9 protein-coding genes and 3 tRNA genes are annotated in these 12797 nt (G+C 72.3%); 6 read left to right on the top strand and 6 right to left on the bottom strand.

Annotated features, from left to right (window positions below; translation table 11 throughout):
• The first annotated feature begins 161 nt into the window (after nt 1-161).
• Complete coding sequence (locus tag ACFY7H_RS18025) at nt 162-1271, top strand: glutamate--cysteine ligase (protein ID WP_388939090.1); 1110 nt, start codon at nt 162-164, stop codon at nt 1269-1271.
• 63 nt (nt 1272-1334) lie between these two features.
• Here ACFY7H_RS18025 and ACFY7H_RS18020 read toward each other — a convergent pair whose 3' ends face one another.
• Nucleotides 1335-2321 (bottom strand): LuxR C-terminal-related transcriptional regulator, encoded by a 987-nt coding sequence (locus ACFY7H_RS18020; RefSeq protein ID WP_388939088.1) that lies wholly within the window; start codon nt 2319-2321, stop codon nt 1335-1337.
• 449 nt (nt 2322-2770) lie between these two features.
• On the opposite strand from ACFY7H_RS18020, the gene ACFY7H_RS18015 reads away from it, so the two are divergent.
• The gene (locus ACFY7H_RS18015) at nt 2771-2995 is read left to right on the top strand and encodes a hypothetical protein (RefSeq protein ID WP_388939087.1); all 225 of its coding nucleotides are present in this window, start codon (nt 2771-2773) and stop codon (nt 2993-2995) included.
• 87 nt (nt 2996-3082) lie between these two features.
• Here ACFY7H_RS18015 and ACFY7H_RS18010 read toward each other — a convergent pair.
• The 3 genes from ACFY7H_RS18010 to ACFY7H_RS18000 all read right to left on the bottom strand — a co-directional run bounded on the left by ACFY7H_RS18010 (nt 3083) and on the right by ACFY7H_RS18000 (nt 3491).
• Nucleotides 3083-3156: transfer RNA gene (locus ACFY7H_RS18010), tRNA-Ile, on the bottom strand.
• A gap of 184 nt (nt 3157-3340) precedes the next feature.
• Nucleotides 3341-3413: transfer RNA gene (locus tag ACFY7H_RS18005), tRNA-Asn, on the bottom strand.
• 5 nt (nt 3414-3418) lie between these two features.
• Nucleotides 3419-3491 (bottom strand) — tRNA-Asn (locus tag ACFY7H_RS18000).
• Nucleotides 3492-3637: 146 nt separating this feature from the next.
• Here ACFY7H_RS18000 and ACFY7H_RS17995 point away from each other — a divergent pair.
• The 4 genes from ACFY7H_RS17995 to ACFY7H_RS17980 all read left to right on the top strand — a co-directional run bounded on the left by ACFY7H_RS17995 (nt 3638) and on the right by ACFY7H_RS17980 (nt 9200).
• Nucleotides 3638-3937, top strand: coding sequence for a YtxH domain-containing protein (locus ACFY7H_RS17995; RefSeq protein ID WP_388939085.1), 300 nt, complete (start codon nt 3638-3640; stop codon nt 3935-3937).
• Between the two features lie 40 nt (nt 3938-3977).
• Nucleotides 3978-5423, top strand: a complete 1446-nt coding sequence (locus ACFY7H_RS17990; protein WP_388939083.1) for an FGGY family carbohydrate kinase — start codon at nt 3978-3980, stop codon at nt 5421-5423.
• A 124-nt stretch (nt 5424-5547) separates the two neighbouring features.
• A complete protein-coding gene (locus ACFY7H_RS17985) occupies nt 5548-7281 on the top strand; it encodes an ABC transporter ATP-binding protein (RefSeq protein ID WP_388939081.1) in 1734 nt (577 codons plus the stop codon).
• Nucleotides 7278-9200, top strand: a complete 1923-nt coding sequence (locus ACFY7H_RS17980; protein WP_388939079.1) for an ABC transporter ATP-binding protein — start codon at nt 7278-7280, stop codon at nt 9198-9200. The genes ACFY7H_RS17985 and ACFY7H_RS17980 overlap by 4 nt, the downstream gene beginning before the upstream one ends.
• A gap of 68 nt (nt 9201-9268) precedes the next feature.
• Here the strand turns inward: ACFY7H_RS17980 and ACFY7H_RS17975 are convergent, their stop codons facing one another.
• On the bottom strand, nt 9269-10414 hold the full coding sequence (locus ACFY7H_RS17975; RefSeq protein ID WP_388939077.1) for an RNA polymerase sigma factor: 1146 nt from the start codon (nt 10412-10414) through the stop codon (nt 9269-9271).
• A 193-nt stretch (nt 10415-10607) separates the two neighbouring features.
• Nucleotides 10608-12686: a molybdopterin oxidoreductase family protein gene (locus ACFY7H_RS17970; protein ID WP_388939075.1), complete on the bottom strand. Its 2079-nt coding sequence runs from the start codon at nt 12684-12686 to the stop codon at nt 10608-10610.
• Nucleotides 12687-12797: the final 111 nt, after the last annotated feature.

The raw sequence follows: 12797 nt of genomic DNA, 5'->3' as shown, positions 1-12797 counted from the left end.
CCCCAGGGCGCGCCCGGTCTTACCGCTAACTCGCCACTATCACCCGAGATTTGACCGGATCGGCGTACCCTCCACGCCTCCTGTTCGGCTCATGATGAAAAGACTCGTATGTCCAGGGAGGCGTAGTGATCGAACCTGGCAACAGCACAACGAGCGCCATCGTGAGCGGGGTTCCCGTCCCCCTCACGGTCGGGGTCGAGGAGGAGTTCCTGCTCGTCGACGCCACCACCTTGCGGGTGGTCCCCGCCGCTCCGCTCGTCCTCGCCACCGCCGCCGGGCTCCCGCAGCAGCTGCACGCCGAGGGGACCCGGTACCAGGTGGAGATCTCCACTCCGGTCGCGGATTCGGCGGTGACCCTCCGCGAGGAGCTCGCCGTCCTGCGGCGTTCCCTCTCCGCGGCGGCCCGTGAACACGGCTGCCGGCTGCTGGCCGCCCCCTCGCCCGTGATGGCGGTGGAGGGGCCCCTGCACCTGACCGACGACGAGCCGCGCCAGCGGGAGCAGCACCGGCGGTTCGGCGCGCTGACGGACACCCTGGTGAGCTGCGGCCGCCACATCCACATCGGCACCCTCGACGTGGACACGGCGGTGGCCGTGTCCAACCGGGTCAGACCATGGCTGCCCACACTGATCGCGCTGGCGGCCAATTCCCCCTTCTGGGGCGGCCGGGACACCGGTCACTCCAGCTGGCGGGCCATGGCCTGGTCGGGCTGGCCATCGGCGGGGCTGCCCCCGCACTTCACGTCCACGGCCCACTTCCGGCACTCCGTGCAGACCCTGCTCGGCTCCGGGGCGGCGCTGGACACCAAGATGGTCTATTGGGACCTGCGTCCGTCCGGGAACTGGCCGACGCTCGAGATCCGGGCGCCCGACATGTCGTCGGACATCGACACGGCCGTGCTCCAGGCGGAGCTGGGGCGCGCCCTGGTGGCCTCGGCGCTGCGCGCGATCGCCGAGGGCCGGCCGGATCCGCCCGTACGGGACGACGTACTGCGTCTCGCGCGCTGGCGGGCGGCGCACGACGGTCTGGAGGGCTTCGGCCTGGACCCGTACACGGGCGCCGAGATCCCGGCGGCCGCTCTGGCGGAGGCGCTGCTCGACCTGGTGGCCGGGGACCTGGCCGCCGTGGGTGATCTGGACCACGCGGCGAAGACCCTGGGCGGGCTGCTGCGCGACGGGTCGGGGGCCGCCCGGCAGCGCACGGTCTTCGCCCGCCGTGGGGACCTCACGGACGTGCTGCGCCACCTGGTGGAGGAGACGGAGAACTTCTAGCCGGTTCCCCCCGCGGCCGCGGCCGCGGATGCCCGCTCGGGGCGTCCGCGGCCGCGGTGCCCCTCAGAGCCAGCCGCGCTGGGCGGCGCGCAGTCCGGCCTCGAAGCGGCTGGTGGCGTTGAGGCGTTCCATCAGCGCGGCCATCTGGCGGCGGACGGTGCGCAGGGACACCCCGAGCCGCTTGCCGGCGGCCTCGTCGGTCAGGCCGGAGGCCAGCAGCTTGAGCAGTTCGCGTTCGCCGGCGGTGATGCCGTCGTCGCCGGGGTGCTCGCGGGCGGCACCGAGCGGGACGGCCTGTTCCCAGGTCTGCTCGAAGAGGCTGACGAGGGAGGCCACGATGCCGGGGGCGGTGGTGCAGAGGGCGCCGAGCCTGGAGTTCGCGGGGTCGATGGGGACCACTGCGGTCTTCCGGTCGAAGATCACCAGGCGGGGCGGCAGCACCGGGCTGGTGCGCACCTGGGCCCCGAGGTCGGTCTCCCACTGCACGTAGGCCAGGGTGGCGGGGTCGTTGCGCACGCTGTCCTGGTAGACCGACCGCAGCTGGACCTTTCGCCGCAGGGCGTCCTCGTCCAGCGGCCGCGAGGCGTCCAGGCTTGCCTGGGACTGGGCGCCGCCCGGCATGATCGAGAGGCATTCGACGGTGAGGCTGCGGGTGAGGACCTCCAGCCGGGCCTGGATGGCGTCGAGGCCCACGAGCCGTTCGGCGCCGTCGGACTCCGTGTTCGGCCGCAGTCCCGCGAACTCCGCGACCGCGCGGGCGGCGGCCGCCTTGCTCGCCGCCAGCTCCTGCTGACGGCGGACCAGTTCCTCCTCCTGGCGGCGCAGGATCTGCTCCAGTCCCGCCTCCGGGCTGACGGCCCGCAGCCCGCCCGCGTGGTCGCGCGAGGGGGTGAGCAGATCGAGGTCGACGAGCCGGTCGAGCCCCTCGCGCACCTGCGCCTCCGTGATGCCCAGCCGTGCGCCCAATTCGGCCACCCCGCCGGTCGGATCGGCGAGCATCTCCCGGTAGACGGCCTCTACGAGGGTGTCCAGTCCCAAAGCTTCCAGCATGCTTGTGCCCCCCGGCCTGTTGGTCCCGGCGGATGAAGTTCCGCCGCGGGTTGATCCTAAAGGTGCGCAGGTCGGGCCATAGGCAGTCTCTTTCGATCTTGTTCGCCGGGCCCGCTCCCCATCCGGCGGCCGGGCGTGGCGGGCCGGCGGAAACGACCGGTTGCCGATGGCCGCTGGCGCCTCGGCGGCGCCCGCGGGGGCGGAGCGGATCTGGCCGGATCCCGTAGGGGCGATCGGGACCTTACCTTGGCCGGCCCCTGTCACCTTGGTGCCTGTCACCTTGGTGCCATCGGAATCCTCTTCTCCCTCTATACGGCGCCCAGCAGGATGGTGCTCACCGGGACGGCGGGGCACGGAGCCCCACCCCAGGCCAGGGCCGAAAGGCCGGACCGGTGCAGCGCGCCCATCCACACCGCACTGAAACCGCTCGTGTTCCGCAGGGGGATTCCATGTCTCGCACCGCTCGCCTGATCGCTGCCGCCGGCCTCACCGCTCTGCTGTCCTGCACCGCCGCCGTCGCGGTCACCGCCGGCCCGGGCACCATCGGCTGGGACTCGGTCCGGGCGGCCACGGCTCCGGGCACCATCGGCTGGGACTCGGTCCGGGCAGCCGGCCCCGGGACGATCGGCTGGGACTCCGCCTCCACCGACGAGCGCACCATCGGCTGGGACTGACCCGCGGTCCCTTGCCCTGCCCTCTCGACCACCCCCAGAAAACGCCGAAGCCGCAGGTGCAATCGTTTCTGCACCTGCGGCCTGCGGTGGGGCGGGTGGGACTCGAACCCACGGCCGACGGATTATGAGTCCGCTGCTCTAACCGGCTGAGCTACCGCCCCTTCACGGCGTGGCGCGTACATGTGTGCGCGCCGTCTGCCGCAGCATAGCCGCTCATACGATCTCCTGCCTCGGATGCCCCGCATGATCGGCTGCGCTCGTTCAGAGAGACCGCGCCGAAGGCTGCCCGGTTCCCCGAGGAGGGCAAAAAGAAAGAGGACCCTCCCGGGTCCTCTCCTCTTCCTGCTCCCCCGACTGGACTCGAACCAGTAACCTGCCGGTTAACAGCCGGCTGCTCTGCCAATTGAGCTACAGGGGACCGCGCTCCCCCGACTGGACTCGAACCAGTAACCTGCCGGTTAACAGCCGGCTGCTCTGCCAATTGAGCTACAGGGGATTGCTGCGGTGCACCGAACAGCCCACCTCCGGCCTTGCCGGGGGGCGAGCGCCCGTTGCGAGTCATAGATTAGCGCAAGCAGGGGGGTGCTCCGCCAATCGGTATCGCAGCAGGCCGGGCACCGAGACAAACGAAGGGTGACAGGCATGCGCTACAAGGTCACGTTCCTCTCCGGAGTGGCCCTCGGGTACGTGCTGGGCACGGCCGCGGGCCGGGAACGGTACGAGGAGATCAAGAAGTCCGCCCGGCGGATCGCGCAGAACCCGGCGGTCCGCAACGCCGCCGAGACCGCCGGGCAGACCGGACGGCAGTTCGCGGGCAAGGCGTTCGCCGTGGTCGGCGACAAGGTGGGGGACGCCGTGCCGGAGTCCGTGGCGAAGCGGGTGCGGTCGCTGCGGGACCGCGGACAGGGCACCGAGGACGAGTGGGGCACGAGCAACACCTGAGGCGGCCGGGTCCGGCCCGGCGTGCGGCAGAATTCTCCGCATGGGGATAGTCGCCGGGCTGGACAGCTCTTCCACCTTCACTCGCATCGTCGTCTGTGACACGGATACGGGGGCCGTGCTGCGCCAGGGCTACGCGCCCCATCCACAGCCCACCGGCGAGACCGTCCCCCACGAGACCGACCCACAGGCCTGGCTGCTCTCCCTCGGCGAAGCCGCCGGGGGCGGGCTGCTGGAGGGCGTCCAGGCCATCGGCGTCTCCGCGCAGCAGCACGGCGTGCTGCCGCTGGACGCGCAGGGCGCGCTGGTCCGCCCCGCCCTGGTCGGCAACGACAAGCGCGGTCAGGTCGCCGCGGTCGACCTGGTCGAGGCGCTCGGCGGCAAAGCCGCCTGGGTCGCGGCCGTGGGCTCCGTCCCGCACGCCGCGCAGCCGATCACGAAGCTCGCCTGGCTGGCCCGTAACGAGCCGGAGGCCGCGCGCCGGATCGCGGTGGTGCTGTCCCCGCACGACTGGCTCGTCTGGCAGTTGCTCGGCCGGCCCGCGCGCCGCACCACCGACCGGGCCGGTGCCTCGGGCACCGGCTACTGGTCGGCGGCCACCGGCTCCTACCGCCCCGACCTGGTCGAGCTGGCGCTCGGGCACCAGGCGCTGCTGCCCGAGGTGCTCGGCCCCGCCGACGCCGCCGGGATGACCCCCGAGGGGCTGCTGATCTCCGCCGGTACCGGGGAGACCACGGCCGCCGCGCTCGGACTGGGCATCGGGCCGGGGGACGCGGTGGTCTCGCTGGGGGCCTCCGGTTCCGTGATGGCCGTGCACCACGAGGCGCTGTCCGACCCGGGCGGTCTGATCACCTCCCTCGCCGACGCGGCCGGCATGCACCTGCCGGTGGTGAACACGTCCAACGCCGTACGGGCCCTGCGCGGCACCGCCGACATGCTGGGCACCGACCTGGAGGGGCTGAGCGCGCTCGCGCTGAAGTCGACCCCGGGTGCACACGGGCTCGTGCTCCTGCCCTACCTGGAGGGCGAGCGGACCCCGAACCTGCCGCACGCCGCCGGGACCCTGTCCGGGCTGCGCCGGGACTCGATGAAGCCCGAGCACCTCGCGCGGGCCGCCTTCGAGGGCATGCTGTGCGGGCTGGTCGACGCCCTCGACGTGCTGCGGCACCGGGGCGCCCAGATCCGCCGGGTGTTCCTGCTCGGCGCCGCCGCCGAGCTGCCCGCCGTACAGGCCGCCGCGCCGGGGCTGTTCGGGACGCAGGTGGTCGTACCCGCTCCGGCGGACTACGCGGCGCTGGGCGCGGCCCGTCAGGCGGCGTGGGCGCTGGGGGTGCGGCAGGGCACGCTGGCCCCGCACGTCCCGCCGCTGTGGCCGGCCCCGCCGGCCCAGGTGTTCGAGCCGGGCGAGGACTACCCGGCCTGGCAGGCCGTGCGTCAGCAGTACGTGACGACGCGGGAGCAGCTCCACCCGGGGGCGTTCGGGTTCTAGGGCGCGGGCCGCACGGTGGCCTACTCCTTTTGTCCCGGCTTTGCGAAAAGCGGTAGGGATCGGGCCACCGGTTGGCACAAGATGGAGTGAACCCCCCCTCGATCTTGCCTACCGGAGCCTGCGCGTGCTCATACGACTGCTGCGGACCCATCTGGGTCCGTACAAGAAACCCATCGCCGCACTGGTCCTGCTGCAACTCCTGCAGACCAGTGCGAGCCTCTACCTGCCCACGCTCAACGCGGACATCATCGACGACGGTGTCGTCAACGGGGACACCGGCTACATCCTGCGCTTCGGCGCGCTGATGCTCGCGGTCTCCCTCGTCCAGCTCGTCTGCAACGCCGGGGCCGTCTACTACGGGGCCCGCACCGCGGCCGCTCTCGGCCGCGACGTCCGGGCCTCCGTCTTCGACCGGGTGCAGAGCTTCTCGGCGCGGGAGATGGGCCAGTTCGGCGCCCCGTCGCTGATCACCCGTACGACGAACGACGTCCAGCAGGTCCAGATGCTGGTCCTGATGACGTTCACCCTGATGGTCTCGGCGCCGATCATGTGCGTCGGCGGCATCGCCATGGCGCTCTCCCTCGACGTGAAGCTGTCGGCCGTCCTGCTCGCGGTGGTGCCCGTGCTGGGCGTCTCGGTGGGGGCGATCGTCTGGAAGACGCGGCCCCTGTTCCGCCAGATGCAGGACCGCCTCGACGTCGTCAACCGCGTGCTGCGGGAGCAGATCACCGGCAACCGCGTCATCCGCGCCTTCGTCCGCGACGGCTACGAGGAGGAGCGCTTCCGCAAGGCGAACACCGGGCTGACCGACGTCTCGCTGGCCTCCGGCAGGCTGCTCGCCCTGATGTTCCCCGTGGTCATCCTGGTCGTGAACATCTCCAGCGTCGCCGTCATCTGGTTCGGCGCGATGCGCGTGGACAGCGGCGGCATGGAGATCGGCCAGCTGACGGCCTTCCTCGCCTACCTGATGCAGATCGTGATGGCCGTCATGATGGCGACCTTCATGTTCATGATGGTGCCGCGCGCCGAGGTGTGCGCCGAGCGCATCCAGGAGGTCCTGGACACCGAGTCCAGCGTGGTCCCGCCCGCCGACCCGGTGCGTACGCTCGCCCGGCGCGGGCGGCTGGAGCTGCGCGGCGCCGACTTCCGCTACCCGGGCGCCGAGGCCCCGGTGCTGCGGGGGGTGGACCTGGTGGCCCGCCCCGGCGAGACCACCGCGGTGATCGGCTCCACCGGCAGCGGCAAGTCCACGCTGCTGGGGCTGGTGCCCCGGCTGTTCGACGCGACCGGCGGCGAGGTGCTGGTCGACGGGGAGGACGTACGCCGGATCGAGCCGGAGCTGCTGGCCCGGACGGTCGGCATGGTCCCCCAGAAGCCGTACCTCTTCTCCGGGACCATCGCCTCCAACCTGCGCTACGGGCGCCCGGACGCGACCGACGAGGAGCTGTGGCGGGCCCTGGAGGTGGCGCAGGCCAAGGACTTCGTGTCCGAGCTGGAAGGGGGGCTGGAGGCACCCGTCACCCAGGGCGGGACGAACGTCTCCGGCGGCCAGCGCCAGCGTCTGGCGATCGCCCGGACGCTCGTGCAGCGCCCCGAGATCTACCTCTTCGACGACTCCTTCTCCGCCCTGGACTACGCCACGGACGCGGCGCTGCGCGCGGCGCTCGCCCTGGAGACCGAGAACGCGACGGTGGTCATCGTCGCCCAGCGGGTCTCCACGATCCGCGACGCCGACCGGATCATCGTCCTCGACGAGGGCCAGGTGGTGGGCGAGGGGCGCCACCACGAGCTGATGGCCGGCAACGAGACCTACCGGGAGATCGTGCTCTCCCAGCTGACGGAGGCGGAGGCCGCATGAGCGGGCCCGGAGGACGGATGATGACGGGGCCGGGCCAGCGGTCCATGGACTTCAAGGGGTCCGGCAAGCGACTGCTGGGCCAGCTCGCGCAGGACCGGGCCAAGCTGGGGGGCATGGTCGCGGCCGTGGTCGGCAGCGTCGGCTGCGCGGTGGTCGGGCCGAAGATCCTCGGGGAGGCCACCGACCTGGTGTTCTCGGGGATCGTCGGCCGGCAGATGCCGGACGGCCTGACCAAGCAGCAGGCGCTGGACGGGCTGCGCGACAAGGGCCAGGGCGGGATGGCGGACATGCTGTCCGGCACCGACTTCACCCCCGGGCGGGGCATCGACTTCGGTGCCGTCGGAGTCATGGCGCTCTGGGCGCTGGTCGTGTTCACCCTCGCGGGCCTGCTGATGCTGGTCGCCACGCGGCTGTCGAACCACGTGATGAACGGCACCGTGTACCGGATGCGCGAGGAGCTCCAGGCGAAGCTGTCGCGGCTGCCGCTGTCGTACTTCGACCAGCAGAAGCGCGGCGAGGTGCTGAGCCGGGCGACGAACGACATCGACAACATCGGCCAGACCCTCCAGCAGACGATGGGCCAGCTGATGAACTCGCTGCTCACGATCGTCGGCGTGCTGGTGATGATGTTCTGGATCTCGCCGCTGCTGGCGCTGGTCGCGCTGGTGACCGTACCGCTGTCGGTGGTGGTCGCGGCGAAGATCGGCAAGAAGTCGCAGCCGCAGTTCGTGGCGCAGTGGAAGAGCACGGGCGCGCTGAACGCCCACATCGAGGAGATGTACTCCGGCCACGCGCTGGTGAAGGTCTTCGGGCGGCAGAAGGAGTCGGCGGCGGTCTTCGCCGAGCAGAACGAGGAGCTGTACCGGGCCTCCTTCAAGGCACAGCTGGTCAGCGGCATCATGCAGCCGGTGATGTTCTTCATCTCGAACATCAACTACGTGCTGGTCGCGGTCGTCGGCGGTCTGCGGGTGGCCTCGGGCAGCCTGTCGATCGGTGACGTGCAGGCCTTCATCCAGTACTCGCGCCAGTTCTCGATGCCGCTGTCGCAGGTGGCGTCGATGGCGAACCTCGTGCAGTCGGGCGTCGCCTCGGCGGAGCGGGTCTACGAGCTGCTGGACGCGCCGGAGCAGGAGCCGGACGTCGAGGTTCCGGAGCGTCCGGAGAAGCTGCGCGGCCAGGTCACCCTCGACAAGGTGGCCTTCCGCTACGAGCCGGACAAGCCGCTCATCGAGAACCTCTCGCTGTCGGTGGAGCCGGGCCAGACGGTCGCCATCGTGGGCCCGACGGGCGCCGGCAAGACGACGCTGGTCAACCTGCTGATGCGGTTCTACGAGGTCACAGGCGGGGAGATCGCCCTGGACGGGGTGGACATCGCGAAGATGACCCGCGAGGAGCTGCGCGCCGGGATCGGCATGGTGCTCCAGGACACCTGGCTGTTCGGCGGCACGATCGCGGAGAACATCGCCTACGGTGCCTCGCGCGAGGTGACGCGCGCCGAGATCGAGGAGGCCGCGCGGGCGGCGCACGCGGACCGCTTCGTCCGCACCCTGCCGGACGGTTACGACACGGTGCTGGACGACGAGGGCGCGGGGGTCAGCGCGGGTGAGAAGCAGCTGATCACCATCGCGCGGGCGTTCCTGTCGGACCCGGTGATCCTCGTGCTCGACGAGGCGACGAGCTCAGTGGACACCCGTACGGAGGTGCTGATCCAGAAGGCGATGGCGCGGCTGGCACACGGCCGTACGTCCTTCGTGATCGCGCACCGGCTGTCCACGATCCGCGACGCCGACGTGATCCTGGTGATGGAGAGCGGCTCGATCGTGGAGCAGGGCACGCACGAGGAGCTGCTGGCGGCGGACGGCGCGTACGCGCGGCTGTACGCGGCGCAGTTCGCGCAGGCGGTGGCCGAGGTCGACTGACCGGGAGCGTGGACCGCGGCTCCGGCCGTGCGGGTGGGGGGCGTCCTTCGGGGCGCCCCCTTCGCGTTTCAGTCGAGGTAGCCGCGCAGCTGGTCGGCGAAGGCGTGGTCGCGCAGCTTGTTGAGGGTCTTGGACTCGATCTGGCGGATGCGTTCGCGGGTCACGCCGAAGATGCGGCCGATCTCCTCCAGGGTGCGGGGCCGGCCGTCGGCAAGCCCGTACCGGAGCTGGACCACCTTGCGCTCGCGTTCGCCGAGGGTGGAGAGCACGGCTTCGAGGTGCTCGCGCAGCAGGAAGAACGCGGCGGATTCCATCGGGGAGGTGGCGTCGCCGTCCTCGATCAGGTCGCCGAGGGCAACGTCGTCCTCCTCGCCGACCGGGGCGTGCAGGGAGACGGGCTCCTGGGCGAGGCGGAGGACCTCCAGGACCCGCTCGGGCGTCAGTTCCAGGTGGACGGCGACCTCTTCGGCGGTGGGTTCGTAGCCGCGTTCCTGGAGCATGCGGCGCTGGACGCGGACGACGCGGTTGATGAGCTCGACGACGTGGACGGGGACGCGGATGGTGCGGGCCTGGTCGGCGAGGGCCCGTGACATCGCCTGCCGGATCCACCAGGTGGCGTACGTGGAGAACTTGTAGCCGCGGGCGTAGTCGAACTTCTCGACGGCCCTGATGAGTCCGAGGTTGCCCTCCTGGACCAGGTCGAGCATGGTCAGTCCGCGTCCGACGTAGCGCTTGGCCACGGAGACGACGAGCCGCAGGTTCGACTCGATGAGGCGGCGTTTGGCCATGCGGCCCATGACGACGAGTTTGTCGAGGTCGACGGCGAGCTGGGAGTCGAGGTCGGCGGCGCCGGCGAGTTTCTCCTCGGCGAAGAGGCCCGCTTCCACCCGCCGTGCGAGTTCGACCTCTTCGGCGGCGGTGAGCAGCGGGATCCTGCCTATCTCGCGCAGGTACTGGCGGAAGAGGTCCGCGGAGGGCCCGGCCCCGGTGCCGCCGTCCCGGCCGCGCGAGCGCTGCGGGGGCACGGGTGCGAGGAGTTCGAGGACCTCGGGCTCCTCTTCCCCGGCGTCTTCCACGGTCTCGGCCTCCGGATCCGGATCGGAGGCGTCGTCCGCGGGGCGGCTCGCGTTCACGGTCAGGGTCTGGGTCTGCACGGGGGCGACCTCCAGGGCTCCGAGGACGGTGGCACCGCACCTCAGTGTGGGGTACGACACATCGCTGCCACGAGGGGCGTGCGGGCACTTTCTGAGCCCGCCGCGTGACGGATGGTTACCCCCTGGCGGGAACCCCGATGCGGACCGGACACATGTCCGAGCCGGCGGCCGCGTCGGGCCGCCGTCGGGCCGTCGTCGGGCCGTCCGGGAGACGACGGCCGTCATCGGCGGCCATACGGCGTCCGGGGCGGGGCTACGCGGGCTCCACCCGGACCGCGCAGACCTTGAACTCCGGCATGCGCGAGACGGGGTCCAGGGCCGGGTTGGTGAGGGTGTTGGCACGGCCCTCGCCGGGCCAGTGGAACGGCATGAACACGGTGTCCGCGCGGACGGCGTCCGTGACGCGGGCCGGGGCGACGGCACGGCCGCGGCGGGAGGTCACCGCGAGCGGGGCGCCGTCGGTCACGCCGAGGCGGGCCGCGAGGCGCGGGTGGAGCTCCACGAAGGGGCCGGGTGCGGCGGCGTTGAGTTCGGGCACGCGGCGGGTCTGGGCCCCGGACTGGTACTGGGCGACGACCCGGCCGGTGGTGAGCAGCAGCGGGTACTCGGCGTCGGGGACCTCGGCGGCGTCGCGGTGCGAGACGGCCGTGAAGCGGGCCCGGCCGTCGTCGGTGGCGAAGCGGTCCAGGAAGAGCCGGGGCTGTCCCGGGGAGCCTTCGGGGCAGGGCCAGAAGACGCCCTGCTCGGCTTCGATGCGGGCGTAGGAGATGCCCGAGTAGTCGGCGGGGCCGCCTTCGGAGGCGCGGCGCAGTTCGCCGAAGACCTCCTCGGGGTCGGTGGGGAAGCCCTTCTCCACGCCGAGGCGCGCGGCGAGCCCGTGCAGGACCTCCAGGTCGCTGCGGACCCCGGGCGGCGGGGTCAGGGCGCGGCGGCGCAGCAGGACGCGGCCTTCCAGGTTGGTGGTCGTACCGGTCTCCTCCGCCCACTGGGTGACGGGCAGGACCACGTCCGCGAGCGCGGCCGTCTCGGAGAGGACGACGTCGGCCACGGCGAGGAAGTCCAGGGAGCGGATGCGTTCCTCGACGTGGGCGGCCCGGGGGGCGGAGACCACCGGGTTGGACCCCATGAGCAGGAGAGCCTTGACGTCGCCGCCGAGGGCGTCGAGGAGTTCGTACGCGCTGCGGCCGGGGCCGGGCAGGCTCTGCGGGTCGACGCCCCAGACGCGGGCCACGTGTGCGCGGGCCGCCGGGTCGGTGAGCTTGCGGTAGCCGGGGAGCTGGTCGGCCTTCTGGCCGTGCTCGCGGCCGCCCTGGCCGTTGCCCTGGCCGGTGAGGCAGCCGTAGCCGGAGTACGGGCGGCCGGCGCGGCCGGTGGCGAGGCAGAGGTTGATCCAGGCGCCGACGGTGTCGGTGCCCTTGGACTGCTGCTCCGGTCCGCGGGCGGTGAGGACCATGGCGGAGGAGGGCGCGCAGAACAGCTCGACGGCGCGGCGCAGTTCCGGCACGGGGATGCCGGTGATGCGCTCGACCAGTTCGGGCCAGTGGGCCATGGCGGCGGCCCGGGCGTCCTCCCATCCGGTGGTGCGGCCGGCGATGAACTCCTCGTCGGTGCGGCCCTCGGCTACCACGAGGTGCAGCAGCCCGAGGGCGAGGGCGAGGTCGGTGCCGGGGCGGGGCGCGAGGTGCAGGTCGGCCTGCTCGGCGGTGCGGGTGCGGCGGGGGTCGACGACGATCAGGGTGCCGCCGTTGGCCTTGAGCTCGGTGAGGTAGCGCAGGGCGGGCGGCATGGTCTCGGCCAGGTTGGAGCCGACGAGGATGACGCAGCCGGTGCGCGGGACGTCCTCCAGCGGGAAGGGCAGTCCGCGGTCGAGGCCGAAGGCCCGCTGGTGCGCGGCAGCGGCCGAGGACATGCAGAAGCGGCCGTTGTAGTCGATCTGGGAGGTGCCGAGGGCGACGCGGGCGAACTTGCCGAGGGCGTAGGCCTTCTCGTTGGTCAGGCCGCCGCCGCCGAAGACGCCGACGGCGTCCGGGCCGTGGGCGCGGCGCGTGCGGGCGAGGCCCCCGGCGACGGCGTCGAGCGCCTCCTCCCAGGTGGCCGGGACGAGCGGGCCGCCGGCGTGGGTGCGGATGAGCGGCTCGGTCAGGCGCACCCGGGAGGAGAGCACGGCGGGGGCGGTGCGGCCCTTGCCGCACAGCGCGCCCCGGTTGACGGGGAAGTTGGTGCGCTCCTCGACCGTCACCGTGTCGCCGCCGGGGGCGGGGCGCAGGTTCATGCCGCACTGCAGGGCGCAGTAGGGGCAGTGGGTGGCGGTGGCTTCGGGGGAGCTGTGCATACGGTCCAGGGTGCGGGCGGGGTGTTACGCGGGTGCCTCACCTCGCGTTACACGTGGGGTACGCCGGCCTCCCGGTGCCCGGCCCCGCACGGTGAGCCGCACCCGATGAGG

This window comes from Streptomyces sp. NPDC012794, assembly GCF_042901085.1.
Taxonomy (GTDB): domain Bacteria; phylum Actinomycetota; class Actinomycetes; order Streptomycetales; family Streptomycetaceae; genus Streptomyces.
The sequence above is the reverse complement of the archived record's forward strand: the minus strand, read 5'-3'. Positions and strand labels throughout refer to the sequence as shown.